At 63.6% G+C, this 25625-nt stretch carries 17 protein-coding genes, 2 tRNA genes and 1 pseudogene; 14 read left to right on the top strand and 6 right to left on the bottom strand.

From position 1 onward, the window contains the following. The first annotated feature begins 23 nt into the window (after positions 1-23). The 5 genes from IPK66_02590 to IPK66_02570 all read left to right on the top strand — a co-directional run bounded on the left by IPK66_02590 (position 24) and on the right by IPK66_02570 (position 7148). Positions 24-1286, top strand: coding sequence for a paraquat-inducible protein A (locus IPK66_02590; GenBank protein MBK8174208.1), 1263 nt, complete (start codon positions 24-26; stop codon positions 1284-1286). Then, entirely contained in the window at positions 1276-2931 is a 1656-nt protein-coding gene (locus IPK66_02585; GenBank protein MBK8174207.1) for an MCE family protein, read from the top strand. The genes IPK66_02590 and IPK66_02585 overlap by 11 nt, the downstream gene beginning before the upstream one ends. Next, positions 2928-3578 carry a membrane integrity-associated transporter subunit PqiC gene (locus tag IPK66_02580; protein ID MBK8174206.1) on the top strand — a complete coding sequence of 217 codons (651 nt, stop codon included), beginning with the start codon at positions 2928-2930 and terminating at the stop codon, positions 3576-3578. The genes IPK66_02585 and IPK66_02580 overlap by 4 nt, the downstream gene beginning before the upstream one ends. A gap of 238 nt (positions 3579-3816) precedes the next feature. After that, entirely contained in the window at positions 3817-6006 is a 2190-nt protein-coding gene (locus IPK66_02575; protein ID MBK8174205.1) for a mechanosensitive ion channel family protein, read from the top strand. A gap of 137 nt (positions 6007-6143) precedes the next feature. Further along, entirely contained in the window at positions 6144-7148 is a 1005-nt protein-coding gene (locus IPK66_02570) for a hypothetical protein (protein ID MBK8174204.1), read from the top strand. Between the two features lie 130 nt (positions 7149-7278). On the opposite strand, the gene IPK66_02565 is transcribed toward IPK66_02570, so the two are convergent. Then, complete coding sequence (locus IPK66_02565; GenBank protein MBK8174203.1) at positions 7279-12462, bottom strand: FG-GAP repeat protein; 5184 nt, start codon at positions 12460-12462, stop codon at positions 7279-7281. A gap of 285 nt (positions 12463-12747) precedes the next feature. Here IPK66_02565 and IPK66_02560 point away from each other — a divergent pair. The 5 genes from IPK66_02560 to IPK66_02540 all read left to right on the top strand — a co-directional run bounded on the left by IPK66_02560 (position 12748) and on the right by IPK66_02540 (position 17714). Then, a tRNA-Thr gene (locus IPK66_02560) sits at positions 12748-12822 on the top strand. A 436-nt stretch (positions 12823-13258) separates the two neighbouring features. Continuing rightward, the gene (locus IPK66_02555; protein MBK8174202.1) at positions 13259-13678 is read left to right on the top strand and encodes a hypothetical protein; all 420 of its coding nucleotides are present in this window, start codon (positions 13259-13261) and stop codon (positions 13676-13678) included. A 185-nt stretch (positions 13679-13863) separates the two neighbouring features. After that, a complete protein-coding gene (gene clpS, locus IPK66_02550; GenBank protein ID MBK8174201.1) occupies positions 13864-14202 on the top strand; it encodes an ATP-dependent Clp protease adapter ClpS in 339 nt (112 codons plus the stop codon). Between the two features lie 10 nt (positions 14203-14212). Continuing rightward, on the top strand, positions 14213-16528 hold the full coding sequence (clpA, locus tag IPK66_02545; GenBank protein ID MBK8174200.1) for an ATP-dependent Clp protease ATP-binding subunit ClpA: 2316 nt from the start codon (positions 14213-14215) through the stop codon (positions 16526-16528). Positions 16529-16619: 91 nt separating this feature from the next. Then, on the top strand, positions 16620-17714 hold the full coding sequence (locus tag IPK66_02540) for a CoA transferase (GenBank protein ID MBK8174199.1): 1095 nt from the start codon (positions 16620-16622) through the stop codon (positions 17712-17714). 21 nt (positions 17715-17735) lie between these two features. Here IPK66_02540 and IPK66_02535 read toward each other — a convergent pair whose 3' ends face one another. From IPK66_02535 to IPK66_02525, 3 genes are all read right to left on the bottom strand, one after another. Continuing rightward, entirely contained in the window at positions 17736-18077 is a 342-nt protein-coding gene (locus tag IPK66_02535; GenBank protein MBK8174198.1) for a hypothetical protein, read from the bottom strand. Between the two features lie 67 nt (positions 18078-18144). Continuing rightward, positions 18145-19326, bottom strand: coding sequence for an N-acetyltransferase (locus tag IPK66_02530; GenBank protein ID MBK8174197.1), 1182 nt, complete (start codon positions 19324-19326; stop codon positions 18145-18147). Positions 19327-19522: 196 nt separating this feature from the next. Continuing rightward, positions 19523-21613 (bottom strand): PhoX family phosphatase, encoded by a 2091-nt coding sequence (locus tag IPK66_02525; GenBank protein MBK8174196.1) that lies wholly within the window; start codon positions 21611-21613, stop codon positions 19523-19525. 489 nt (positions 21614-22102) lie between these two features. Between IPK66_02525 and phbB the strand changes: the two genes are divergently transcribed. From phbB to IPK66_02510, 3 genes and pseudogenes are all read left to right on the top strand, one after another. Continuing rightward, entirely contained in the window at positions 22103-22825 is a 723-nt protein-coding gene (gene phbB / locus IPK66_02520; GenBank protein ID MBK8174195.1) for an acetoacetyl-CoA reductase, read from the top strand. A gap of 306 nt (positions 22826-23131) precedes the next feature. Continuing rightward, positions 23132-23850, top strand: a pseudogene (locus IPK66_02515) (ISAs1 family transposase). A gap of 95 nt (positions 23851-23945) precedes the next feature. Then, positions 23946-24386, top strand: a complete 441-nt coding sequence (locus IPK66_02510; GenBank protein MBK8174194.1) for a hypothetical protein — start codon at positions 23946-23948, stop codon at positions 24384-24386. A 42-nt stretch (positions 24387-24428) separates the two neighbouring features. Here IPK66_02510 and IPK66_02505 read toward each other — a convergent pair whose 3' ends face one another. Beyond that, positions 24429-24743 carry a 4a-hydroxytetrahydrobiopterin dehydratase gene (locus tag IPK66_02505; GenBank protein ID MBK8174193.1) on the bottom strand — a complete coding sequence of 105 codons (315 nt, stop codon included), beginning with the start codon at positions 24741-24743 and terminating at the stop codon, positions 24429-24431. Between the two features lie 91 nt (positions 24744-24834). On the opposite strand from IPK66_02505, the gene IPK66_02500 reads away from it, so the two are divergent. Next, positions 24835-25230 (top strand): metallopeptidase family protein, encoded by a 396-nt coding sequence (locus tag IPK66_02500; GenBank protein MBK8174192.1) that lies wholly within the window; start codon positions 24835-24837, stop codon positions 25228-25230. Between the two features lie 231 nt (positions 25231-25461). Here IPK66_02500 and IPK66_02495 read toward each other — a convergent pair. Continuing rightward, positions 25462-25537 (bottom strand) — tRNA-Ala (locus IPK66_02495). Positions 25538-25625 lie beyond the last annotated feature (88 nt).

Below are 25625 nucleotides of genomic sequence, written 5' to 3'. Positions count from 1 at the left end.
GCCACGGGTGCTTTCGGCCGCTCATGACCCAGCCTGCCACGCTCGACGACCGACTCGTCCGCTGCCATGCGTGCGACCTGTTGCAGCGGGTCGCGTCGGAGAGCAGTGCCACGCAGTTTATCTGCGTCCGCTGTGACAGCGAACTGTTCGGCCGGCGACCGGGCGGATTTGAGAGCGCGTTCGTGCTTTACGCAACGGCCTTCATCCTTCTCGGCTTGGCGAATTTGTTTCCATTCATGACGTTGAAGGTCCAAGGGCAGACGCAATCGAGCCATTTGGTCTCGGGTGCGATCGCGCTTTACCACGACGGCATGCCCGAGCTGGCGGTGGCCGTTGTCCTATTCGTCATCCTCATTCCGCTCGGCAAGATTCTCGTCGGTCTCTTCGTCATCGGGCCGCTCGCCTACGGCCGGGCGCTGCCGAATGCGCATGCAATCTACCGCCTTTACGAGCGCTTGCATCCGTGGGCGATGATGGAGATCTTTCTTCTCGGGGTCCTCGTCTCCTATACCAAGCTCATCGCCCTGGCGAGTGTCGAGATCGGCCCGTCACTCATCTGTTTCGTCGCGCTGATTCTCGCGGTCATCGCGGCTGATGCGGCGATCGATACCCAGGACGTCTGGGAGCGTCTGTCGCCGGCGCCGCGCATAAACCTCCCCGGACCGGCGGATCGCCAGAACCTCATCGCCTGCCACACCTGCCAGCTCTTATGTCCGACGAACCCTGAGGGGACTCACGATAAGCTCGAATGCCCGCGCTGTGGTTCGGCACTGCATCATCGCAGGCCCGACAGCCTGTCGCGCACGGCGGCCCTGCTCATGGCCGCAGCAATCCTTTACGTGCCGGCCAACATCTTTCCGGTCATGACATTCAGCGCGCTCGGCCAGGGCGAGCCGTCGACGATTATCGGCGGCGTGAGGGAACTGATCGAGGCCAACATGTGGCCGCTGGCGCTGATCGTCTTTGTCGCCAGCATTCTCGTTCCGGTCCTCAAGCTCATCAGCATGGCGTTCCTGCTGATTACGGTAAAGCTCGGAACCCGGACGCGACTGCGCGAGCGGACGCTGATCTACCGTATCAACGAGGCGGTCGGCCGATGGTCGATGGTGGATGTTTTCGTCGTCTCCATCCTCGTCGCCCTTGTTCAACTCGGCTCCATCGCCGGCATCACACCTGGGATCGGCATCGTCGCCTTCGCCAGCGTCGTTATGTTGACGATGTGCGCGGCGATGTCGTTCGACCCCCGCCTGATTTGGGATTCCGCGGGAGCCAATCATGAACAGTGACCATCGCGCCGAAGCGGACACCGCGCCGCCGTTGGCGCGAACACCGTCGAAGCGGCGTTTTTCGCTCATCTGGCTAATTCCGATCGTCGCCGCGGTTGCCGGCTTGTGGCTCGTCTACACGACGTTTGCCGAACGAGGCCCGTTGATCACCATCATCATGCAGCAGGCGGCGGGGATCGAGCCGGGTAAAACGCCGATTCGCTACCGTGATGTCCAGCTTGGCGTGGTGCAGTCGGTCACCCTCAGCGACGACCTGCAGCATGTGGTCGTCAGCGCCCGAATGGAGAAGAGCGCCGAAAACGAATTGCGCACCGGTACCGAGTTCTGGGTGGAGAACGCGCGGATCACCGCTGGCGGCGTCTCCGGATTAAGCACGCTGCTGTCCGGCGCCTATATCGGCATGCGCCCGGGCACTGGCGAGGAGGCGCGCGAGTTCATCGCCCTCGAAACGGCGCCGGTTTACGAGGTTGACGTTCCGGGGAAGCAGTTCGTCTTGCATGCACAGCAGCTTGGTTCCGTCTCGCCCGGCTCGCCGATCTATTTCCGCGGCATCGAGGTAGGCAGCGTTCTCGGCTATCAACTCGACGAAGACGGCAGCGACGTGAGCATTTTCGCCTTCGTACGCTCGCCATACGACGCTTTCGTGCGGCAGAATAGCCACTTTTGGAACGCCAGCGGGATCGACGTCTCAGTGAGTACGTCAGGCGTCAACGTGCGGACGGAATCGCTTCAGTCGATCATCGCCGGAGGCGTCGCCTTCGATACGTCTCGCGATGCCAGTGCCGCGTCGCCGGCTGAGCCTGGGTCATCATTCGCGCTCTACGAGGACTTTGCCGCCGTCGAGCAGGCGAAATACAAGCTTAGGGTCCCGCTTCGCCTTTATTTCGATGCCTCCGTCTCCGGACTCGAGCCCGGCGCACCGGTTGTGGCGATGGGCATCCGTCTTGGCGAAGTCACCGACGTTCGCCTCCAGGTTTCGACGAAGGATTTTTCGGTGCGAATTCCGGTGATGATCTACCTCGAACCCCAGCGATGGATGACGCTCAGTTCCGAATCTCCGTCGATTGACGATGTTCGTGCGCGGCTAAGCGCGTGGATCGATCATGGCCTGCGTGCGCAACTTGATTCGGGAAACCTGATTACCGGACAAAAGGTGATCTCGTTGGTCGTCGCGCCGAACGCCGCGCCCGCGCACTTGACCGAAGAGAACGGCGTTTTGGTGATGCCGACAATTCCCTCGCAGATCGAAGTTCTGTCGGAAAAGGCGTCGGCATTTTTTGACAAGCTGGAAAAGGCGCCGGTTGCGGAACTCGTCGCCGACCTTCGCAAGACCGTGCAGCAGGCAGACAATCTGTTGTCGTCTCCGTCGGTGCGCCAAGGGGTCGAAGGGCTGCGCGATGTCGGCCCCCTGCTAAACAGCCTGACGCAGACGTCAAACGCAGCGCGCCTTACCCTTGATCAGACGATGAATGCGGTAAAATCGGCAAGCGAGACCATTGGTCCGGATTCTGCCGTGCGCTACGATCTCGCTCGTCTGCTCAAGGAGCTGACCAGCACCGCGCGTTCCTTGCGTTCGCTTTCGGACTTCATCGAGAATAACCCGAATGCGCTCATTCTCGGCAAACCGGCCCCGGATCAACCATGACCGATTTCCTTTCTGAGTCGCACCGTTCGGCCATTGCCGCTGCCTTCGCAATCCTGCTTGCCGGTCTGTGCGCCGGCTGCGGCAGTGCTCCCCCGCCGAACTATTACACGCTCTCGCACCTTGCCCCCGTGACGTCTCCACCGCAGAAACCTCAGATGCCTTCGGTGGCCATCGCGGTCGGACCGGTGACGATGCCCGACTACCTCGATCGTCGGCAGATCGTCACCCGCGAGAGCCCTTTTTCCTTGTCGCTCGCCGCGAACGACCTCTGGGCCGCGCCGCTTTCGGATCAGGTTCCGCGCGTGCTCGTCGCCGACGTTGCCGCGCGCCGGCCGAACGACCGCGTCGTCGGCTTTCCGCAGATCGGAAGCGAATCTTTCGATTATCGCGTCGCCGTCGATATCGGCCAGTTCGATGTCGATGCCGATGGAACGGCGACGCTGACCGCGCGATGGCAAATTTACGACCATGCGGCCGCCCGTGCGGTGATGGTCGCCGAGGGCACACTTCGAGAAGAGCGCACGGACGCTGGGTATGCCGGATCGGCGGCTGCCCTCAGCCAGACGCTCGCCGATCTTTCCCAGCGTATCGCCGAAGACCTGGCCAGCGTTCGATCGCTGGCACCGACGCCGATCGCCGGCCTGTAAGAGGCTGTCGTCATGGACGATTGCGCTTCCCTTTCATCTCCGGCGGTTCTGTGTCAAATCTGCATCGTCCGCCGAAGCGGGTTTTGGTGGCCGTAACCCGTACGGTGTCGGTCCGCCAACCGTTTCGCGGTACCGGCCAATGCTACTTTCGGTCTGCGCCGTGCGACTACTCCGCGCCGTCCTTGTCTGCTTGTTCCTTCAGGCCGCGATGGATGTCGCCGCGGCGGAGCCGCCGACCGTGGCCACAGTTACGGACGAGTCCACCTCGCTTGCCGACCTCAGTGCAGAGCAGGTGCGAGATCGCCTCGCTCTGCTTTCCGATGCGCAGGTCCGCGCCCTGCTCTTGCGCGAAGTCGATCGCCAGCGTGAGGAACTCGTCGTACGCGAGCAGGCGGCGGCGGGCGGCGTGGCCCTCGTCGTCGACACGGCCCAGACCCTGCGCTACCGGCTCGGAGAGATCATTGTCGCCGTGCCGGACATCCCTTACGGACTCGCCTTCGTCTTCGGTCGCCTGACTCGCAACGGCGATCCCCAAGCGCTTGGCGACATCGCTCTCGGCGCCGCGATCGTTCTTGCCGCAGGGTTCATCGTCGAGTTTCAGTTCCGGCGCTTGTTTCGCACGGCGGGCGGGGCAACGGCTCGACTGCCGGTAACGGACCTCGGCAAACTGGGGGCACTGCTTGCGTCGGCGGTCATCGATGCGCTTGCCGTCTGTGTGTTCGCGACAATGGGAATCTGCGTCTATTTTATTGTCCACCCGGACAATCCTGCCCTTCGCGATCTCTTCTGGGCGGCATTCCTTGCATTCCTCGTCGTCCGGCTCATCGCCGTAGCGGCGCGCATCGTCCTTGCCCCGCAGCGCGCGGCGTTGCGCTTAACCGCGATCGACGATGGCACCGCTCGCGGCCTGTTTCGCTGGGGCATTGGCCTTGCAACCCTCGTTGTGTTCAGCGTTTTCCTCACCCCGGCGGTGATCACCCCCGACCTTCCGGAGCCGATCCGGCAATCCGCGGCGGCCCTGCTGCTGTGGTTTAACATCGCGGCGATGATTGCCGTGCTGTGGATGACACGAACGCGGCTCTCCCGCCTGCTCGCTATTGCGCCGCGCGCCGCTGACCATCCGCAGGGACTGGCCGACCTGTTCGCCGGGAAATGGCATTTGTTCGCAACCTGCCTTCTGATCGGCATGGGAACTTTCGCCTTTGTTTCCAATTTGCTCACCGGCGCGCGGCAGGGGCCGCGCATCGTGCAGACACTCTTGCTCCTCATCGCTCTGCCGGCAGTGCAAGGGCTGGTGCGTCTTCTCGTCGACCGGCTGTTCGCGGGTGCTGCCCCGGCACTGGCGGCGCCAGCGCGGTCAAGCCTCCATGCGGGCAACGATGCGGCCGCCCCGCCGCCGGCACAGAATGCGATGCCGGAAAATGCCCAGGATTTGACCTTCGTCTTCCTGCGCAATACGCGCGTCATCCTCGCGGTTCTGGTCCTCGTCATCCTCGGTGATATCTGGGACGTGGGTTTCGATCTTATCGCCGCCGGCAGCCTCGGCCAGCGGATCGTACGGTCGTTCTACGAGATCACCATCACGCTGATCCTCGCCTCCGCCGCCTGGAGCGTGATCCGTACGGCCATCAACCGCCTGGCCCCGCAGGATCAAATCGACCCTCAGGCGCTCGCCGACGGCGAGGGAAGCGGCGCGGGGTTGACGCGGCTGCAGACCCTGCTGCCGCTGATCCGCAAGTTTGCGCTGATCATCCTCGCAACTTTGGTCGGCATGATCATCGTCTCGTCGCTGGGCGTCGATATCGGCCCGTTGCTGGCGGGAGCCGGTGTGATCGGGATCGCCATCGGTTTCGGTGCCCAGGCGCTGGTCCGCGACATCGTTTCGGGAATTTTCTTTCTGATCGACGACGCGTTTCGCCTCGGAGAATACATCGACGCCGGGTCAGCCAAGGGCATGGTTGAGCGCATCTCGATCCGCTCGTTGCGGCTCCGGCACCATCTCGGCCAAATCAACACCATTCCCTTCGGCGAGATCAAGCACGTCACCAATTACAGCCGCGATTGGACGATCATGAAGCTGGAGCTGCGGGTCCCGCTCGATACCGACATCGAGCGCGTGCGCAAGCTCGTCAAGCAAGTTGGCGTCGACATGTTATCCGATCCCGAAATTGGCGATAACTTCCTCCAGCCGCTCAAATCGCAGGGTGTGCATCGAATGGAGCCAAGCTCCTATGTCGTGCGGGTGAAGTTCATGGCAAAGCCCGGCGAGCAGTTCATCTTGCGGCGTGAGGTGTTTCGCCGCCTGCACGACCTGTTTCGCGCCCACGGCATCCGGCTCGGCGTCAGCCCTACCGTCGTCGATGCCGCGTCGCCGCCGGCCGCCGCCGCCGCCGCCGCGCTCGCCAGCGATGCCACCGGCGGAAATTGAAAAACCTTTTTGAACGTGATTCTCTCCCGAGGCGTTGGCGCTTGAGCTGAGGAGACCGGCGAGGCGGTCCCGCCGTGATCGCGAACCGCCCTGCCCGTCCCGCTGCGTTTGCCGCACGCCAACGAGATGGAGGACGCGTGAACGGACTGAACGCCGCAAAGCCCTCTTGCGAGGAGATCGTCTTCGATCGCCGCTCCCTGTTGCTGGCCTTGGTGCCGGCCGCCGTCTACGTGTTGCTGTATTGGGTTTTGAACGTCACTCGCGCCACGTCCATCGGGTTTGCCATTCTCGACGCGCAAGCGTTCGGCGATGTCGCGGCCGCCGAGGCCCACTACCGCTACTTGTGGGTCAGCGCTTTTCTGTTGTCATGCGCCGTCTCGCTCGCGGTTGCGGTCAATTGCGCGTTTTCGTTGTGGGCTTCCACCCCGCCGCGCGAGCGCCGCTTTATCTTTACCGTGCTCGCCGCGATCGCGGTGCTGTTCATCGCCATCGAGAGCGTGCCCGGCATCCCCGGCCAGGAGCGGTGGTACGCTGAAATGGGCGAGGGGCTGTACCGATCGATTTTTGGACGGCTTCCCGCCCGGCCCGATGGTGATGCGCTTTTGCGCTTGCTCGATGTCGGGCTTGATCTGACCAAGGCGTTTGGTGCGGTTGCTCTGGTCCTGATCACGACCGCGCTGATCGTAACCCTGGCGCAAAACGCCTCGGCCACGACTCCTGAGCGTCGCGCCGAGCAGTTCGCCCGCGCTCTCGCCCGCCAGCGCACGTATCTGCAGCAGGGAACCGCGGTCTATGTCTTCGCCCTGATCGCTATGCTGTCGTGGATGTACTGGCCGATGCCGTTTTTCGCCGACGAGGCGACGCGCGTCGCCTATCGTCAGTTGATCGTAGGTACCGCCGTATTGCATGGCGTCACCTATAGCCTAGGCATCGCCGCGATCTACTTGCCGCCGGCGGTATTGCTGTATTGCCGGATCGCCAGCCTCGCCGGCGAAGCTGCGGGTCCTCGCGAAGGCGCGTCGGACTGGCTGCGCGACAACGGTCTGGCGATGCAGCCGCTCGATCAGCTACGCCAGATCGCCGCCATGCTGCTGCCGGCCTTCGTGAGCGTTTTGCCGGCGATCAGCGATTTGTGGAAATGAGAGCAGCATCGGCCAATGCACAAAGGGCTCGCCTATCGTTTCGAGGGCCGCTCCGGGGATGCAGCCATCCGCGCGGTACCGTTTGGGCGACGGATGGTGGTCGGGTCCGGATTGCGCGCCAAGGCGGCGCTCAAGCGATGAGGGTGAGGTCGGGATCGATGAGGAGGGTGGCGTGGCCGCCGGCGGCGTCGATCCAGCGGGCGAGGCCGTCCTCGACGCCATCGGCAACGAAGCCGGTGGCGATGACCTGATCCGTGGCGTTGCCGTGGACGACCAGCGTGTTCGAGCTTGAGGAGAGGCCGAGGAGCTTGAGCACGCTCACTGTCAGCGTATTGCCGTGACCGCCAAGGTCGATCGCCTCGATGTTGCTTATTGCCGCTGACCCCTTGGCGGCGAGGTCAAACGTGAGGCCGCTGCCGTCGAGCCGCAGGGTATCGAAGCCGGCATCGCCGCGTACCCGGGCGAAGGTGAGGTCGGAGACGGCGAGCACGTCGTCGCCCGCGCCGCCGGTCAGCACGTCCGCCCCCCCGCCGCCGACGAGGGTATCGTCGCCGCCGGCGCCGATCAGCACCTCGGCAACCGCGGTTCCGGTGAGCAGGTCGTTGCCGGCGCCGCCGAGCTTGCTGACCGCCCGGCTGAAGTCGCCGCCGAAGATCACGTAGCTCGCCCCGGCGTCGGTGCCGGCGGTATCGTCCTGCGGGGAGCCGACGATCAGGTCATCGAAGCCGTCGCCGTTAACATCGCCGGCCGCCGAGACCGATGCCCCCAGGCCGTCATAGGTCACATCGGTGGTCACCAGAAAGCCGCCCGCACCGCCGTTCAGAACGGCGTCAAGGTTCACGTAAGAAGAAAGCCCGTGAGACCCGAAGACAATCGCCGCGCCGCCGAACGTGCCATAGCCTCCAAGCGGCGTACCTCGGCTGATTCCGATGATCAGATCATCGATGCCGTCGCCGTTGACGTCGCCGGCCGAGGCAATGCTGTGAAAATGGTCGTAAATAATGCTGTAGATTTGCACACCAAGACCATGGTCGACGACCACCTGAGACGTCAGTGAATCCGGCAAATTCCGTCCGCCAAAGACGACGGTGCAGGTCGACTCCGATGAGATATAGACGAAATCCTCGATTCCATCGCCGTTGAAATCGCCCGCTGACGAGACCGCTTGCCCAAAGATGTCTTCGACATCAAGCCGGACGACCCGCACCGCGTCGGTGGTGTCCGAAAGGTTGATCGGCCCGGACAAGTCGGAACCGCCATAAACCAGGTAGCCTTCCTTCCCTGCGTAACTGTCGTACCACCAAGTGCTGATCAGCATGTCGTCGTAGCCGTCGCCGTTGATATCACCGGCAAAGGCGACGGTTCGACCGAGAGGCTGGCTGTTGGGATCGACGTAAAAGGCGGCGCCGTTCACCGTCCCGGTATCGACGACATCAGTGCTCGCAAACGAGCCCGGGAGAGTTTCGTCGCCGTAAACCAGGCACACGAGTCCATAGGTATTATGAGTATCCTCGAAGTCGGTATTACCACCCCCGAAGAGCAGGTCATCGACGCCATCACCGTTGACATCACCTACGACGGCGTACGTTCCGTAGACATCGCTGATGTGCGAGCCGCTCAGGCCGCCATTGCCGACGTCGTCAAGCGAGGAGTCCGTCAAGTCCTGGCCGCCATAGACGACGAAGGCATCGATGAGCGACCGGACAATGAGGTCTTCGTTGCCATCGCCGTTGAGATCGCCCGCCGACCCTGCTGTCGTCAAGGTGCTATAACGGCTTGATGTGTGCTCCAGCCGTGCGCCGTCCACGGTTCCGTCGGCGATTTCGGACAGTGAGACCGAGGACGGCAGCGTCTGGCCTCCGAAAACCGCATAGGCAACGCCGTCTTGATATCGACTCGTGCCGATGAGCAGGTCTTTGATTCCGTCGCCATTAACGTCGGCGGCCGAGACCGAAATGCCGCTGTGATCGCCCGTGGCCTCGCCGATCAGCCGCACGCCGGAAAGGCCGTACACCGCCTCCATCGCGATGGCATCGATGTCAGCCTTGGCGACCACCGAGACGTGGACGGTGGCGCTCGACGTCGCGGAGGAGCCGGACGCGGTGGTGATGTCGTAAACGAAGCCGGCATCGCCGACGAAACCGGCGTTGGCACGGAAGGTGATCGTCTGCGTCGCTGCGTCGAAGCTGACCGTTCCGCCCGAGGCCGAATGCACCGCGGTGATGGTCAGCGGCACGCCCCCGGCGACGACGTCGTTGGCGAGCAGGTCGGCGGCGGTGAGCACCAGGGGCGCCGAGAGCAGGACCGAAGCATCATCATCGACCGCGGTCGGCTCGGGCGAAACGTCGATGTCGGCATCGAAAAACCGCAGGGTTTCGATGTCGTGGGTGGTGAACACCGCCGCGGTGGCGAGGTCGGTGACCTCGGCCGATCCGCTGGCGGCATCGATGGTGATCGAGTAGGCGGCGCGCACGCCGGAGAATACCGCGACGTCCTGCCCGCCGCCGCCGTCGAGCGAGTCACTGCCATGATCGCCGATCAGGGTATCGTTGCCGGCCCCGCCGCTCACCACGTCGTCGCCGACGCCGCCGGTCAGCACGTCGTTTCCGCCGCCGCCGCTGAGGCTGTCGTCGCCAAGGCCGCCGGCGAGGGTATCGGCGCCGCCCGCGCTGGTGAGCGTATCGTTACCGTCCGCACCGGTGATCACCTCGGCCGCCGCGCTGCCGGTCAGCGCCTCGTTGCCGTCGCCGCCCCTGATCGCCGCCGGTCCGCCGAAGTCGTTGCCGTAAATGACGGTGACGTCTTTGCCGCTCTGAGAGCGGGCGATGAGGTCGTCGTAGCCGTCACCATTGACGTCGCCAGCCCAGTCAATCCTGGAGCCCAGCTGAAATCCTCTGACAGCACCGGTACTCACGTCAGAAATCGACATCGAGGAGGGCAGCAGCGGTTCACCGAAGATAACTCTCCCGGCCACGACGAGATCGGCGAAACCGTCACCGTTGATATCGCCGGCAGAGGTAACGTTGCCGGCGCTTGCCCCGGTAATGTGAATACCGGCAACGGTGCCGTCGTCGATCGCGGCCAGCGAGACCGACCCGGAGAGCGCCTGGCCGCCGAAGACGACGTAGGTGTCGATGTTCGAAGAAGTGCCGGAATGTCCGGGAGCGCCAATGATGATGTCGTCGATCCCGTCGCCGTTGACGTCACCGGCGAACCCCACGACGTCGCCGCTGATATCGCCTGACGCCACACCGTCAAAGCGAACCCCGGCGACCGCCCCGCTGACCACGCCCGCCAGGGAAACCGTCCCGGAAAGTCCCTGGCCGCCGAACACCACGTAGCTGGCCCCTGCGTCCTTTCCGGCCGCAGGGCTATGCGGAGCGCCAATGATCAGATCGTCGATGCCGTCGCCGTTAAAATCGCCACCGGATGAAACAGAGCTTCCACCGTCGTCTTCGGAATATTCATTTTTGAACCAGATGTCGGCTGACGCAATATCGATGTCTGCAGAACCTTCAAGCACATGTGTTGACCCACCTGCAGGGATACTGCCATAGGTATAGTCAAAATCAAAGTATAGCTGTCCCACAACGATATCGGAATAACCATCACCGGTAAAGTCACCTGATGTTATGTATTTGTCAGGTAATATGGTATTAGTATATGAAAAATCCTCGATAACATGAGCGCCGAGAATAGTACCATTATCGATCGCATCGAGCGAAACGGAACCGGTTAAGGACTGACCGCCGAGGACGACATAAGTATTGTCGATAGCTTCAAATTGGCCGACAAATTGGGTATTGATCAGCACGTCGTCATAGCCGTCTCCATTGACATCGCCGATACCAGCGACCGTCGAGCGAGAGTAGGTCAGCGGATAAGAGGTGGTAAACTGCACTCCAGGCAGGGCGTCGCTGCCGACCGTGCTCAGCGGATGTTCGCCGCTCAGCGCGGTGCCCCCATAAATGAGGTAGAGCCCGCCCGATGAGTCCGTGGCGCTGTACCTCGACATCAGCAGATCATCGAGCCCGTCGCCGTTGACGTCGCCGGCCGACGATACAGAGTAGAGATATTGGCCGGTGAACCTTACGCCCGACAGCCCCGTGACCTCTCCGGAAACCGCCTCATCGGTGGTTACCGAGTTGACCACCGCAACGCTCACCTCGGCGCTCGCCGTCTGCGGTGTCGCCCCGCCGGTTGAGACGGTGTAGGTGAAGTGGGCGTTGCCGATGAAACCGGCGTCGGCTTGGAAGGTGATCTCTTGCGTTGCCGCATCGAAGTGCGCGGTGCCGCCCGAGACCGCCGAAACGCCGGTGACGCTCAGCGTCTCGCCAGGGGCGACCACATCGTTGGCGAGCAGGTCGGCGACGTCGATGACCACCGGCGACGATAGCAGCGCCTTGCCGGCATCGTCGGCGTGGGCGACCACCGTCCCCCCCCCCGCCGTCGTAACCGTCGTATCGTCGAAGCGGAGGAACTCGATCGAGCGGGTCAGCGTCACCGCACCGGTGCTAAGGGTAACCACCCGCGCCGTGCCGGTGGCATGATCGACGCTGACCGCATAGTCGGCGAGCACGCCCGAGAACCGCGCCTGATCGCTGCCGTCCGCGCCGATCAGGGTGTTCTCGCCAATGCCGCCGATCAGCGTGTCGTCGCCGGCGCCGCCGCGCAGAATGTTGTGGCCATCGCCGCCGTCGAGAAGGTCGTTGCCGTCGCCGCCGAGCAGCGAGTCATCGCCGGCGCCGCCGTCGAGCGCGTCGTCGCCGGCGCCGCCATCGAGCGTATCGGCGCCGCCGTCGCCCCACAGTGAATCGGTGCCGGCATGGCCCGAGAGGAAATCGTTGCCGCCGTCGCCGTGAATCTGATCGGCGCCGTCGTTGCCGCCGAGCACGTCGCGCCCGGCGCCGCCCCACAACGTATCGGCGCCTTTGCCGCCATAGGCGGTATCGTCGCCCGCCCCACCCTGCAGCCAGTCACCATCACCGCCGCCGAGCAAACGGTCGTTGCCATCGCCGCCGCGCAGCGAATCGTACCACTTGCCGCCGGACAGAGTATCGTTGCCCTCATAGCCGACCAGCGAGTCGTTCCCATAACCGCCGACAACGCTGTCGTCGCCGCGGCCTCCGAATACCGTCGCGTTACCGATGCCGGCCATAACCTGATCATCACCAAGCCCGGCGTCGATCGAATCGTTGCCGCCCAGCCCGGCAATGACGTCGTTACCATCGCCAGGAAGACCCCCGGTCACCCCCGCCGAAACGCCCACCGGCGTAATCGTATCGTTGCCGGTGGTCCCGTTAATGCTCGCCATCGCCGTTATTCCCCCAATGTCCGCGCCGTCTATCTTCGACGACAGGCGCACGACGGTCTAGGTCTGCCTTTTACAACAGACGATGCCCTTATACACTGGCTCCACCCACGTATGGGTAATCCAAGTCTCACTGGATCACGGCGATAATGGCGGTCGATGATGCCGCGTGGGCCGCCCACCGATTACCGCCTTCGCCCCGATCCCGTGAGACCAGCGGCCGCCGATCGAAAATGGCCTTGACTGGCGACGGCGTTGCGGCTCAATTCCGGGAACTGATGCAGCCCTGCCGTGGTAGCTCAGGGGCAGAGCACGTCCTTGGTAAGGACGGGGTCGGTGGTTCGATTCCACTCCACGGCACCATTCCCGGTCGTCCACCCCATCAAGGTTTCCCGCCGATCCGCGGTTCTACGTCGATTCGCGCAGCGTCCGCGTCGTAACGGCAAGACAGGCGGGAGGGCGGCAAATTCTGCCGATACCTTTCGCGCCGCGCCGCCGGCGCGGTACGAAGTGCGCGTCGCCCGTGACGCCGCCGTCGACCATCGCTGCCGCAAGCCAGCCCGTCGGCACCGCTCGACAGCTCTGACCGTCGTCCAAAGATCGCGAGGAATGCTGCAAGCGCATTGCTGCGAGACCAATTGCACACTTGTGCGCCATGTTGCTCGCTGCGTATATTTTTTGGGCAATTGCTGGAAGCAAGGAGAATAAAGGTGGATCGGGCGAGCTATCCCGCCCGCGAGGTTTCGGGCAGATGCGCCGCCGACAAGTGCGGACCGGATGCAGAGGAGCGACGAGGCCGATGACCGAGGAGAGCGCGGGCGCAAAACGAGAGGAAAGGCATCCGCAGGCGACGCTGGATGATGCTCCGCCAAGATACGTGCGCGTACCGCGGTGCCTCGCCGAGGCATGGTCTTCGGTGCGGAAGTCGGGCACGATCGGCCTGCACGGCATTGGCGTCTTGAACAGCGCGTTTTTTGGCACGGTATGGATGACCGTCGACGATGCGTTCGTCTCGCAGCGGGCGCGCACGAGCTGTCGCACGCTGGGAAGTCTGCTCGACTTCGATCGTGACCGTACGGCGCAGGCGCTCACCGATCTGACCGCTCGCATCGGCGTGCTGACCCGCATCGCCCTGCAACTCGGTGAGGACGTTGCCTATCCGCTACAGCGGCGCGTGTACGGCCTGCTGGAAAAGTTTGCCGAGCAAAAGCCCACCTAAGTCCCTGATCCGCGCCGGATCATCCGCTCGATCGGGCGCTCGTCACAGCGATCGTCTAATCGATGATCGCGTCGGGGGCTTTTCCATGATGGAAAATCGAATATATTTGTCGAGGAATGGTCGGAAATTGCCGGCGCGTATCTTGCATATCATTCCATGGTTCAGGCGAAAAGACGCGAGCATCGATGAGTCGACCAGACAGGCGAAATCCCGATGGCCCTCCATCGACCGGAGTCGCGACGAAATCGCGGGCAAAGACAAAAAAGCCGGCGATGTACAAGGTTCTTATGCTGAACGACGACTACACGCCGATGGAATTCGTCGTCCACGTGCTCGAGCGCTTTTTCGCCAAAAGCCACGAAGATGCGGTGCGGATCATGTTGCATGTCCACCACCGCGGTGTCGGTGTATGCGGCGTTTTTACCTACGAGATCGCCGAGACGAAGGTCAACCAGGTCATGGATCTGGCGCGGCAGCACCAGCACCCGCTGCAGTGCACGATCGAAAAGGATGGAACGGAATAAGGGGTCGCAGATGCTTTCGCGTAATCTCGAACAAACTTTGCATCGGGCCCTCGCTCTCGCGACCGAGCGCCGACACGAATATGCCACCCTCGAGCACCTGCTTCTGGCACTGACCGAAGATCAGGACGCCGTGCCTGTTCTCAAGGCATGTGGCGTCGAGGTCAGCCAGCTTCAGCGGGAACTCGGCGCTTTTATCGAGAACGAGTTGCAGAGCCAGCATGGTTCAAGCGCTTCTGATCCGAAGCCAACTGCCGGATTTCAGCGCGTCGTACAACGATCTGTCATTCATGTCCAGTCTTCCGGGCGCGAGGAAGTGACGGGCGCGAACGTGCTCGTTGCGATTTTCTCCGAACGGGAATCGCATGCGGTCTATTTCTTGCAAGTGCAGGAGATGACGCGCCTGGATGCCGTTAACTTCATCGCCCACGGCATCGCCAAAGTACCGGGCGAGCAGCGTCGTCGGACCGTACAGGGTTCCGATGACGAAGCCAGCAGCGGCGAGAAGGTTGTTCGCAAAGGGCATGAAGCTTTGGAAAGCTACTGCGTAGACCTGAACCGGAAAGCTTCCGACGGCAGGATCGATCCTTTGATCGGCCGCGAAGCGGAAATTGAACGCACCATTCAGATCCTGTGCCGGCGCAATAAGAACAACCCGTTGTTCGTTGGCGACCCCGGTGTCGGCAAGACCGCTCTTGCCGAAGGTCTGGCGTGGCGGATCATCCGCGGCGAGGTTCCGGACGTTCTCAAGGAAGCGACGATCTTCGCGCTTGACATGGGCACGCTGCTTGCCGGCACCCGCTATCGCGGCGATTTCGAGGAGCGGCTAAAGAACGTCATCTCCGAGCTTGAGGCAACACCCGGCGCGATCTTGTTCATCGACGAGATTCACACGGTCGTCGGTGCCGGGGCGACGAGCGGGGGGTCGATGGACGCCTCGAACATCCTCAAGCCGTCGCTCGCCTCTGGCCATCTGCGGTGCATGGGCTCGACGACCTATAAGGAATATCGCAATCACTTCGAGAAGGACCGGGCGCTGGTTCGACGCTTCCAGAAGATCGACGTCTACGAGCCGTCGATCGAGGACAGCGTCAAGATCCTGCACGGGCTCAAGTCGTGCTTCGAGAACCACCACAAGGTGAAGTACACCAGCGACGCCCTGCGCGCCGCCGTCGAACTCTCCTCGCGCTACATCAACGACCGCAAGCTGCCGGATAAGGCGATCGACGTCATCGACGAAGTCGGTGCCGCCCGCATGCTGCTGCCGCAGAACAAGCGGCGGACGACGGTGACGGTCCGCGACGTCGAGGAAGTCGTGGCCAAGATCGCGCGCATTCCTCCCAAGAGCGTCTCGTCCGACGATCGCAAGGCGCTACAGACCCTGGAGCGCGACCTGACGACGGTGGTTTTTGGTCAGGACGGCGCGATCACGGCGCTGTCGAGCGCGATCAAGCTCGCCCGGGCCGGCTTGCGCGATGCCGAGAAGCCGATTGGCTGCTACCTGTTCTCCGGCCCCACCGGCGTCGGCAAGACCGAGGTCGCCCGCCAGCTCAGCCATGTGCTCGGCATTGATCTGGTGCGCTTCGACATGTCGGAGTACATGGAGCGGCACAGCATCTCGCGGCTGATCGGTGCCCCCCCAGGCTATGTCGGCTTCGATCAGGGCGGCCTGCTCACCGATGCCATCGACAAGCAGCCGCACGCGGTGTTGCTGCTCGACGAGATCGAAAAGGCCCACCCCGACCTGTTCAACATCCTTCTGCAGGTCATGGATCACGGGAAGCTCACCGATCACAACGGCAAGAACGTCGATTTCCGCAACGTCATCCTGATCATGACCACCAACGCTGGTGCCGCCGAACTGGCCAAGCCGGCGATCGGCTTCGAGCGGGAAGAGCGCACTGGCGACGACAGCGAGGCGATCGAAAGGTTGTTCACGCCCGAGTTCCGCAACCGTCTCGATGCGATCATTCCCTTCGCCAGTCTCACCCCCGAGGTAGTGCAGCGGGTGGTCGATAAGTTCGTCATGCAGCTCGAAGGCCAGCTCGCCGACCGCCAGGTGGCGATCGAGCTGACCGACGAGGCCCGCCAGTGGCTTGCCGATCGGGGTTACGACCAGCGCTTCGGCGCCCGGCCCCTCGCGCGGGTCATTCAGGAGCACATCAAAAAGCCGCTGGCCGAGGAGTTGTTGTTCGGCAGGTTGGAGCGCGGCGGCATCGTCCGGGTGAAGATAGAAAACGGCAAGCCCGCCTTCGACTACCCGGAGCAGGATGAACCGCCGGCTGCGCTGAAAAAGCGCAAGGGCAAGCAACTCGATCCGGTGCGTTGACGCCGCGTCCGTTTCGTCGCAAACAGACAGATCAGAAACGGGGCGCCGTTCGCAAGAGCGGCGCCCCAATGCTTTGCGTCAGGAAACGGACATGCTCGGTGTGTTTTTGCAAGGGCTGCGGGTGCTTGACCTGAGCCAGTATCTGCCGGGGCCGTTCGCCACGCGGATGCTGGCCGACATGGGCGCCGACGTGGTCAAGGTCGAACCGCCGGGTGGCGAGCCCGGCCGGCACTTCGATGCCGACGGCAAACCCGGCGTCTCGCCGTTCTGGATGGTCAACAACGCCGGTAAGACCGTCATTACCCTCGATTTGAAGTCGGCGGACGGCCGCGCGGCGCTGACGGCACTGATTCGTGCTGCCGATGTCCTGATGGAATCCTACCGCCCGGGCGTGCTCGACCGCTTGGGCTTCGGTGCCGAGGCCCTGGCGGCGATCAACCCGCGGCTCGTCCATTGTGCGCTGTCCGGCTATGGGCAGGCCGGTCCCAAACGGCATCATTCCGGCCACGACATCAATTATGAGGCGATAACCGGCGGGCTCAGCCAGTGCGGCACGTTGGCGCAACCGGTCATCCCGTTCCCGCCGATGGCCGACTACGCCGGCGCGCTGCAAGCGGTGATCACCATTCTTGGCGCCTTACTCGCCCGGGGGCGTAGCGACAAGGGGTGTTCGATCGACGTAAGCATGGCGGAATCGCTTCTGGCCTGGAACACGTTGTCGTTCAACGCGCCGATGGCGCGCGGCGCGGGCCTGCTGAACGGCGGCGCGGCATTCTACCGCATCTATCCGACGAAGGACGGACGGTTCGTGACCCTCAGCCCGCTCGAACCGAAATTCTGGGATAACTTCTGCTCTGCCGTCGGTCGCGACGACTGGAAAACAAGGCGATACGAGCCCATGCCCCAGGAGACACTCATCGCCGAGGTCGAAGCGCTGTTCGCGTCGCGGACGCTGCCCGAATGGGATGCGCTCTTGACTGGCGCCGATTGCTGCTATCAGGCCGTCCTCGATCTCGCCGAAGTGCCGTCCCACCCGCACATCGCCGAGCGCGGGCTGATTTGCCAGAAGCAAGGCTATATGGATGTGCTGTTTCCGGCCTTCGTCAATGGCGCGCCGCCGTCACCACGTCCGACCGTCGCCGAGGCGCCACCTACCGACGTGCTGGCTCGCTGGGCGTGCGACTGACTAACACAGGGGAGCGCGGGTTTAGGACCGCAGCGCCGCATCCGAGTAGCCCTGGCCAGGCGGGTGCGAACAGGTGCGCTCGCCAAGGATGCGAGTACGCCCGGGACCGCGGAAGGGGATCGGCACTGCGGCTTCGCCCGGCAGCGTCATCGCCCGGACCGTCGGGACGCTCTGGCCGTCGCGGACCCGCTCGAGAGTTACCTCGCGGCAGGCGCGGCAGCGGTTGACCATCGTCACCGTACTGCCGTCCGGGACCAGAAGGACGCAGTACAGTTCTGCCGCCGGCGCTCGCGTCGCCGAAAGAAGGCCGCCGACGGCGAAGACGACGAGGGCGACAGTAAGGAGAAAAGCACGGTTCAACATGCCGGCCAGCATGCCGTGTGGGCACTTAACAAACGGTAAGCGCCACGGCGTTTTTGGCGCGGTTAACTCAGCGGGGCGCGAACCGTGTGGCGAGATCGCTGCGGAATGGCGCCTCTTCATTGAGCGCGGCAATCGCCGCTTCCACCGCCGGGCGTTCCGCCTCGAGAAACTGACCGACCGCACGGCGCAGGCCGGGATGCGCGATCCAGTGCGCGCTCCACGTCCGCTGTGGCAGATAGCCACGCTGAACCTTGTGTTCGCCCTGGGCGCCGGCTTCGACGCGGGCAAGGCCGCGGGCGATAGCGAAATCGATCGCGCGATAATAGCACGCCTCGAAGTGCAGGAAACGGCATGCCTCGCTCGAGCCCCAGTAGCGGCCGTAGAGCGCGTCTTCCCCCAGCAGATTGAGCGCGCCGGCGACCGTTTCTCCTGCCGGTGTCTCGGCGACGATCAAAACGACGCGCTCGCCCATCGTCGCGCCCAACCGGTCGAAAAAGTCTCGCTCGAGATAGGCGTGGGCGTACTTACGCTCAACGGTATCGAGATAGAACCGCCAGAAGGCCGCCCAGTGCCGCGCCTCGATCTCACCGCCGCACAGGGTGCGCAAAATGTATCCGGACGAAGCGATGGCGGCGCGCTCCTTGCGGATCGCCTTGCGCTTACGCGAGGAAAGGTCGGCAAGGAAGTCGTCGAACGAGCCGTAGCCGCGATTATGCCAGTGGTATTGATGGCCCTCGCGGATGAAAAAGCCGTGCTCCTGCAACCGCAGCGCCTGATCCTCGCTGGGAAAAGTCACATGTAACGAGGAGACGCCAAGGCGCATCGCGAGGTCCACCGACGCGACGGCAAGCGCGGAAAATGCGGCCGCCGGAGCCTGAGGATGAAGCAGCAGTCGCGGCCCCGTCACTGGCGTGAACGGCACCGCCGCCTGGAGTTTCGGATAATAGCAGCCGCCGGCCCGCTCAAATGCCTCGGCCCATGCCCAGTCGAAGACATACTCTCCCCAGGAGTGGCCCTTAAGGTACAGCGGCATGCAGCCGAGTAGACGGCGTCCGCCATCGAAGAGCACGAGGTGGCGCGGCCGCCATCCGGACTGGGTGCATGCCGAGCCCGAATCTTCCAGTGCGGTGAGAAAGGCGTGCCCGACGAAGGGATTGGCGCTGCCGGCGCACGTATCCCACGCGGAAGCGGCGACGTCGCCGATCGAATCCAGTATCTCGACGGTATGCGTCGGGCCGGCGTCGGGCATCGTCCTCACGGGTGAATCGCTGGTGTGTTGACGATGATGTTGGACTTGCGCCGGCCAATACAATGACGACGGCGGCAAAATACAGCGTGCGGCAGCGGAGGAGCTGCCAGCGATCGGCAAGCGGCAGGGGGTGGAGGGCGAAGCAGCGCCTCGCCCGTCCACCGTCGCCGGAATGTGCGTAACTGCCAGGCCGCGCTTACGCGCCGATCTTCTTGTGATCTTCAGTATAGACGACGATGACGCTTGGCTTCGTCGGGTCATTCCCGGTCGGCCAGGCGCTGATGGTGTTCGGCAGGCCGCCGCCTTCGCCCGGATGCTGGATCCCACAGTAGAAGTGCGCATTATCCCCGGAAAATTCCGGCCCACAGATCTCGCCACCGGGAATGCCGCTGAGGAACTGGCGCAGCCATCCCCGGTCGGAGCCTTCCGTCGGTACCGCGAAGACGCCGTCGTTGATGTGATTGCCGCTGGTTCCAACACCGAGCGTCGTGTCTTCGAAGTCCGGCGAATTGATCATGCCGTCTGTCGCGATCCACAGGTTGCCGTCGTCGTCGAACGCGACATTGTCGGGGCAGGCAATCGGGCTGACCTGGCTCTGATCGAACCCGGCGAAGAAAGTGCCTTGCGTCGCGTCCTTGGGATTGCCGCAAAGGATGAAAATATCCCAAGTGAAGGTCGTCGATTCGGCGTTGTCGTCGTCTTCGATCAGTTCGATGATGTGACCGTAGGGATTGGGTGTGCGCGGGTTGGCGGCAACCTCGCCCGCGTCGCTCGCAACCGTGGTGCGCTTGGTGTTGTTGGTCAGGGCGGCGTAGACCTTGCCCGTCACCGGATTGACGTCGACGTCCTCCGGCCGGTCCATCTTCGTGGCACCGACGAGGTCGCCCGCGCCGCGCGTGTTGATTAGGATGTCATTGAGCGTCCAGCCGGCGAGCGCCGGGTTGTCGGCGGTCAGCGGCAGCCACGCGCCTGTGCCGTCGGCATTGAACTTGGCGACATAGAGCGTTCCGTAGTTCAACAGCTTGAGATTATGCGCGCGGTCGGTCGGCTCGAACGTGCCCGAGGTGATGAACTTATACATATATTCGAAGCGGGTATCGTCGCCCGAGTAGACGGCAACACGCCCGTTTTTGCCGACGGCCGTGTTCGCGGCCTCGTGCTTGAAGCGGCCGAGTGCCGTGCGCTTGATCGGCCGGAAGGTCGGATCGTACGGATCGATCTCAACGATGTAGCCGAAGCGGGCGTACTCGTTCGGTTCCTTGGCGAGGTCGAAGCGCTCGACAAAGTTCTCCCATTTGCGTTCGCTGGCGCCGGTCGTGGCGGGAATGCGCGCCGAAACCTTATAGGCATCGCTGTCCGCTGGCAGCGCGCCGAAGTTAGCGAAGTACTGGTCGAAGTTTTCCTCGCAGGTCAGCACGGTGCCCCACGGCGTCTTGCCGCCCGAGCAGTTGTTGAACATGCCTTTGACCCACTTGCCCTCAGGGCTGTAGCTCGTGCGCATTCGCGGATCGCCACGGAGAGGACCGCCGATGGCAATGCCTGTGGTTCCGGTGATGCGGCGATTGAACGGCGAGTCGTGAACGAAGCGCTGGCCGCCGGCGTGGGTGCCGGTCAGCTCGACGACCGAGCATCCGTGCGCTTCGATCTCGACGAGCACCTGCTGTTCGCTCGGCGCGCTGGCATCGTAGCCAGGGAACATTTCGCTGCCGGACGTGTACTCGTGGTTGACGACGAGCAGGCAACGCCCCGGCTTGGACGAGAAGTGTGCGTACCGATGCTGCAGCCACTCGCCGACGGAGGAATCGAGGGCACCATTGCTGGCAACCGCCTCGCGTACCTGAGGGGGAAGAACGAAATGACCTATATAGTCGCAGTTAAAGCCGAACTGCTGGGCTTGTGCCGCCGCCGTCTGGTTGGTGAAATCGAAGGCGGGCGCACCGGGAAGCAGGGGATCGCCCCAGCTGAGGACAAGGTCCCATTGATATCCGTCCGGCACCTTGATCTGGTCTTCCGCAGTGGCGAGGATGGGCTGGAATTGCAGGCGGTTGCCATACGCTGGCGCCGAGCCGGCGATCGCCGTCTGCCGCGCGAAGAGTCCCGGCGCGAAGGTGGCGGCAACGGCAGCGGCCCCGACGGCGCCGGTTGCCTTTAAAAAACTGCGGCGCTGCATGCGCTCGCGCATCACGTCTTCGATGTACTGTCCGGTCCCTTGCCGGGACTCGGCGGCCGCCAGATCACTGTCGATCGCCCGGCGCTCATCGTCGCTGATGTCAAACCGCTCGCTCATCATTGCCCTCCTTCAGATCCAATCGTTCCCAATCGGCGCTGCGCGTCCCGCCGCCGGGGTGTCCGCTTTCTGCCTGATCGTGTCCCGCGACGCCTTCGGTTCCCGAAAGGCCGGGCCGCTTGATCGTAGTGACCAAACGGCGGACGTACTGTCCTTGGCGTCGATGACGCCTGCACGACGATAAGATGACGGTTGCATGAAGTTCTGAGTGCGATGGAGTCACAGGTTCGGCACCCGGCCGGGTTCGCAGCGCGCGCCTGCCATCGGTTCCGGCACCAAGGATCGACATGGCCCGAGCCGCGCCGCTGCCTTGACAAACCGGGGGGTGGCCGATAAGCAACCATCTTCCGTTCAGGGGCCGAACGAAAAGCTCGACTCGACCACCGAACCCGCCCGGCGCGAGATCGGACCGGGCGCGTGCACGGGCACGCGCCGGCAAACGGCCTCGAGGGACCCCCGGGCGTCAAACCAAACGAAGCGGAGGAAGTCATGGCACGCGTGGCATTCGTAACCGGCGGCACCCGAGGCATCGGCGCGGGCATCGCTAAGCGACTGCAAAAGGACGGCTACACCGTCGCGGTTTGCGACGTCGTCGATGAGCAGATCGCCAAGTTCAAGGAAGAGACCGGAATCGCCGGCTACAACATCAACGTCGCCGATTTTGCCTCTGTGTCCGAAGGCCTGAAAGCGGTCGAGGCTGACGTGGGCCCGATCGACATTCTGGTCAACAACGCCGGCATCACCCGCGACGGCCGCTTCGTCAAGATGACGCGCGAGAAGAACTGGGATCCGGTGATTGCCGTCAACCTGAGCTCGGTGTTCAACACCTGCAACGTCCTGCTGCCGGGGATGACCGAGCGCAAGTGGGGCCGTATCGTCAACATCAGCTCGATGAACGGTCAGCGCGGCCAGTTCGGCCAGTGCAACTACTCCGCGACCAAGGCCGGCGTCATCGGCCTGTCGCGCTCGCTGGCCCTTGAGTGCGCTCGCGCCGGCGTCACCGTCAATGTCATCGCGCCCGGATTCATCCTCACCGAGATGACCGCAGCGATGCCGAAGGACATCCTCGACGCCGAGGTTCAGAAGATCCCGGTTCAGCGCATCGGCCAGCCGGAAGACATCGCCGCCGCGGTATCCTTCCTCGCCAGCGACGACGCCGCTTTCATCACCGGCCAGACCCTGTCGGTCAACGGCGGCCAGTTGATGCCGTAGGCCACTCGCGACCGCAGTAACGGTCTCGATTGGATTGCGTTTGAATTGCGCCAACCCCGCCCCCTCCCGCTGGGAGAGGGCGGGAGTCCGGCACACCACTGGGCGAATCTCTGGCGATATATTCCGGTTCGCTCCAATGCGGCGCATCGCGATATCTCGTCGGCGCTGCCTCTTTTGTTGCGAGCGCGCACGAGAGAGATACTTCCCTTGATCCCCCTGTCGGGACAGGGGAATTGCATTTGAGGAATAAGTCTGGCGCGCGGGAATGATTTAGATTCTGTCATGGGTTTCGTTGGGAGGGAGCCCATGCCGTCTCTGATCACGATCTTCCGGGAGATGCCGGACCCGCGCCGTGGCAATGCGCAGCGCCACGACCTGCTCGATATCCTGGCGATCGCGCTGGTGGCGTCGGTGTGCGGGGCGGAAAGCTGCGTCGACTTTGCCAAGTTCGCCGAGGACCGGGAGCCGCTCCTGCGCGAGTTCCTGCGGCTGGAGAACGGCTTTCCCAGCCACGACACGTTCAGCCGGGTGTTCCGGCTCTCGCCCCCGCGGCCTTCGCGCGGGCCTTCGCGGCGTTTCTCGCCGACCTCGGCGCCGACGGGACGGGGGTGCTGGCTATCGACGGCAAGACGCTGCGCCGCTCCTTCGACCGCGCCGCCGCCCGCTCGCCGCTGCATGTGGTGACCGCCTTCGGCGCGGACGCGCGGCTCAGCGTCCGCCAGCGGGCGGTGGTGCCGGGGGAGAACGAGATCACCGCCGCCCGCCTCACTCCCGAACACTTCGCTCGCGCCGTGCGCGCCCACTGGGCCATCGAAAACGGCCTCCACTGGGTCCTCGACGTCACCTTCGACGAGGACACCGCCCGCAACCGCGCCGACAACGGCCCGGAAAACCTCGCCATCCTGCGCCGGCTGACCCTCAACCTGCTGCAAACCGCCCGACCCAAGCTCGCCGTCAGCCGCAAGCGAAAACGCGCCGGCTGGCCCGATGACTTCGCCAGATCCATCATCGGCCAAATGCGATAGCCCTGTTCCTGTCGGGGTGAGGCGTCTTGCCGAACACGCACAGGGGTCCTAAAATACGTGCGCCCGGGACGGCGTGAACAATCAGGGGGGATGAGATGCGCACGAAGGCCATTACGCTCGCGACCGTCCTCGCTGCACTGGCGCTTGCAGGATGCGAGACGTCGAGCCAGATCGGCATCATCACCCGTCCGTCCGCCGATCCCGGCGCGGTGCTCCGCGATCCTCAGCCCTATCGGCAGCTCGGCATGACCAAGGGGCGGTCCTGCCGCTACTTCCTCCTTGCGATCATTCCGTGGGGGGACGGCACGGTAACGCAGGCCCTCGACGACGCGCTGACTCCCGTCGGCGGTGATGCCCTGATAAACGTGCTGGTCACCTCCAGCCTTTATACGTTCATTCCGTATTTCAACGTCTTCAGCTTCGGCTGCACGACGGTGGAAGGTGTTGCCGTCAGTTTCGAGCCAGCCCCCGTGCCGGCTTCGACGCCCGCGCCCGCCGCGATACCGGATTCCGCGACGCCGCCCATCAATCCATAACCTTGTTGCCCGAGTCGGCCTTCGAAAGCGAAGGCCTGCTGTCTACGGGGAAGACGACGCGCGCCGGTGTTCCACGGCCGCGTCGATGAAGTGGGCGAGGCGAACGTCACGCGCGGTCACGCCGCCGGCATCGTGGGTGGCCAAGGTGATGTCGACGCGGTTGTAGATGTTGAACCACTCCGGATGGTGATCCATCTTTTCCGCCATCAGTGCGACGCGGCACATGAAGCCGAAGGCGTCATTGAAGTCGGTGAACTGGAAACTCTTGTGGATGGCGTCCCGTCCCGCGACGTCGCTCCAGCCGCTCAGGCCAGCGAGCGCCTCGCGGCGTGCCTCGCTCGTCAATCGTTCGCTCATTGCTCCCCTCGCGTGTCTGTGGCATGCACCGACGTAAGCGCGCGGGCAGCCGGCATCAAGCCCGTGTTACCGCGCCGGGAGGAGGGCAGGAATGAGGCGCATGTTGATGACGCCACCGAGCCTTGACGATATCGAGGCGATCGCCCGCGCTCAGCTGGAGACGATTCCAGAGCCGCTGCGCCGCCATTTCCGTGATGTCGTGATCCGCGTCGACGAACTGTGCGACCAGGAAACCGAGCGCGAGATGGACCTCGAAAGCCCATTCGAGCTTATGGGCCTTTACCGCGGCGTCTCGCTCGACCGCAAGGGAATATCGAGCAGCGCCAGCGACCTCGATATGATCTTTCTTTACCGTCGCGCTATTCTCGATTTCTGGTGTGAAACCGGCGAAGACCTCGAGGAGATCGTCCGCCACGTGCTTATCCACGAGGTCGGCCACCACTTCGGCCTCAGCGACGCCGACATGCGGCGCATCGAAGACGCGTAATGCGGGCGATGACGGGGTGCTGACGGACGCGCCAGGCGAGAGCCGCGACTCCCTCACGCCCGCATTACCAGATTAAGAAGTAGACTGGCTATCCAGGAGGAAAGACGAGATCGCCACCTCTCGCGCAGAGCGCGGGGGAATGCGCAGCGCACTTCGGCAGCATCTTGGTTCCCGATGTTCCCCGGGCTTCAAGGTCAGTCCCGGAAATATCCCGTAACCATTTGTTTTGATTGGTGGAGCCGAGGGGGATCGAACCCCTGACCTTCGCATTGCGAACGCGACGCTCTCCCAGCTGAGCTACGGCCCCGGAACGGATCTGCGGATGAAGTCACAAGACCCTCGCGGCTGCGATCTTCGGCGCAACCGCGTGCTGCGGCAGATAATGGGTGCGCTGT

This window comes from Rhodospirillales bacterium, from assembly GCA_016712595.1.
Lineage (GTDB): Bacteria > Pseudomonadota > Alphaproteobacteria > Rhodospirillales > Defluviicoccaceae > Defluviicoccus.
The sequence above is the reverse complement of the archived record's forward strand: the minus strand, read 5'-3'. Positions and strand labels throughout refer to the sequence as shown.

Excerpts from the sequence above, each read along its gene's own strand:
- IPK66_02530 (MBK8174197.1), bottom strand. The coding sequence starts at position 19,326 with ATGCCCGACGCCGGCCCGACGCATACCGTCGAGATACTGGATTCGATC.
- IPK66_02555 (MBK8174202.1), top strand. The coding sequence starts at position 13,259 with ATGACCGAGGAGAGCGCGGGCGCAAAACGAGAGGAAAGGCATCCGCAG.
- IPK66_02585 (MBK8174207.1), top strand. The coding sequence starts at position 1,276 with ATGAACAGTGACCATCGCGCCGAAGCGGACACCGCGCCGCCGTTGGCG.
- IPK66_02525 (MBK8174196.1), bottom strand. The coding sequence starts at position 21,613 with ATGAGCGAGCGGTTTGACATCAGCGACGATGAGCGCCGGGCGATCGAC.
- IPK66_02510 (MBK8174194.1), top strand. The coding sequence starts at position 23,946 with ATGCGCACGAAGGCCATTACGCTCGCGACCGTCCTCGCTGCACTGGCG.
- IPK66_02505 (MBK8174193.1), bottom strand. The coding sequence starts at position 24,743 with ATGAGCGAACGATTGACGAGCGAGGCACGCCGCGAGGCGCTCGCTGGC.
- clpS (MBK8174201.1), top strand. The coding sequence starts at position 13,864 with ATGAGTCGACCAGACAGGCGAAATCCCGATGGCCCTCCATCGACCGGA.
- IPK66_02590 (MBK8174208.1), top strand. The coding sequence starts at position 24 with ATGACCCAGCCTGCCACGCTCGACGACCGACTCGTCCGCTGCCATGCG.
- IPK66_02565 (MBK8174203.1), bottom strand. The coding sequence starts at position 12,462 with ATGGCGAGCATTAACGGGACCACCGGCAACGATACGATTACGCCGGTG.
- IPK66_02500 (MBK8174192.1), top strand. The coding sequence starts at position 24,835 with ATGAGGCGCATGTTGATGACGCCACCGAGCCTTGACGATATCGAGGCG.
- IPK66_02535 (MBK8174198.1), bottom strand. The coding sequence starts at position 18,077 with ATGTTGAACCGTGCTTTTCTCCTTACTGTCGCCCTCGTCGTCTTCGCC.
- clpA (MBK8174200.1), top strand. The coding sequence starts at position 14,213 with ATGCTTTCGCGTAATCTCGAACAAACTTTGCATCGGGCCCTCGCTCTC.
- IPK66_02580 (MBK8174206.1), top strand. The coding sequence starts at position 2,928 with ATGACCGATTTCCTTTCTGAGTCGCACCGTTCGGCCATTGCCGCTGCC.
- phbB (MBK8174195.1), top strand. The coding sequence starts at position 22,103 with ATGGCACGCGTGGCATTCGTAACCGGCGGCACCCGAGGCATCGGCGCG.
- IPK66_02540 (MBK8174199.1), top strand. The coding sequence starts at position 16,620 with ATGCTCGGTGTGTTTTTGCAAGGGCTGCGGGTGCTTGACCTGAGCCAG.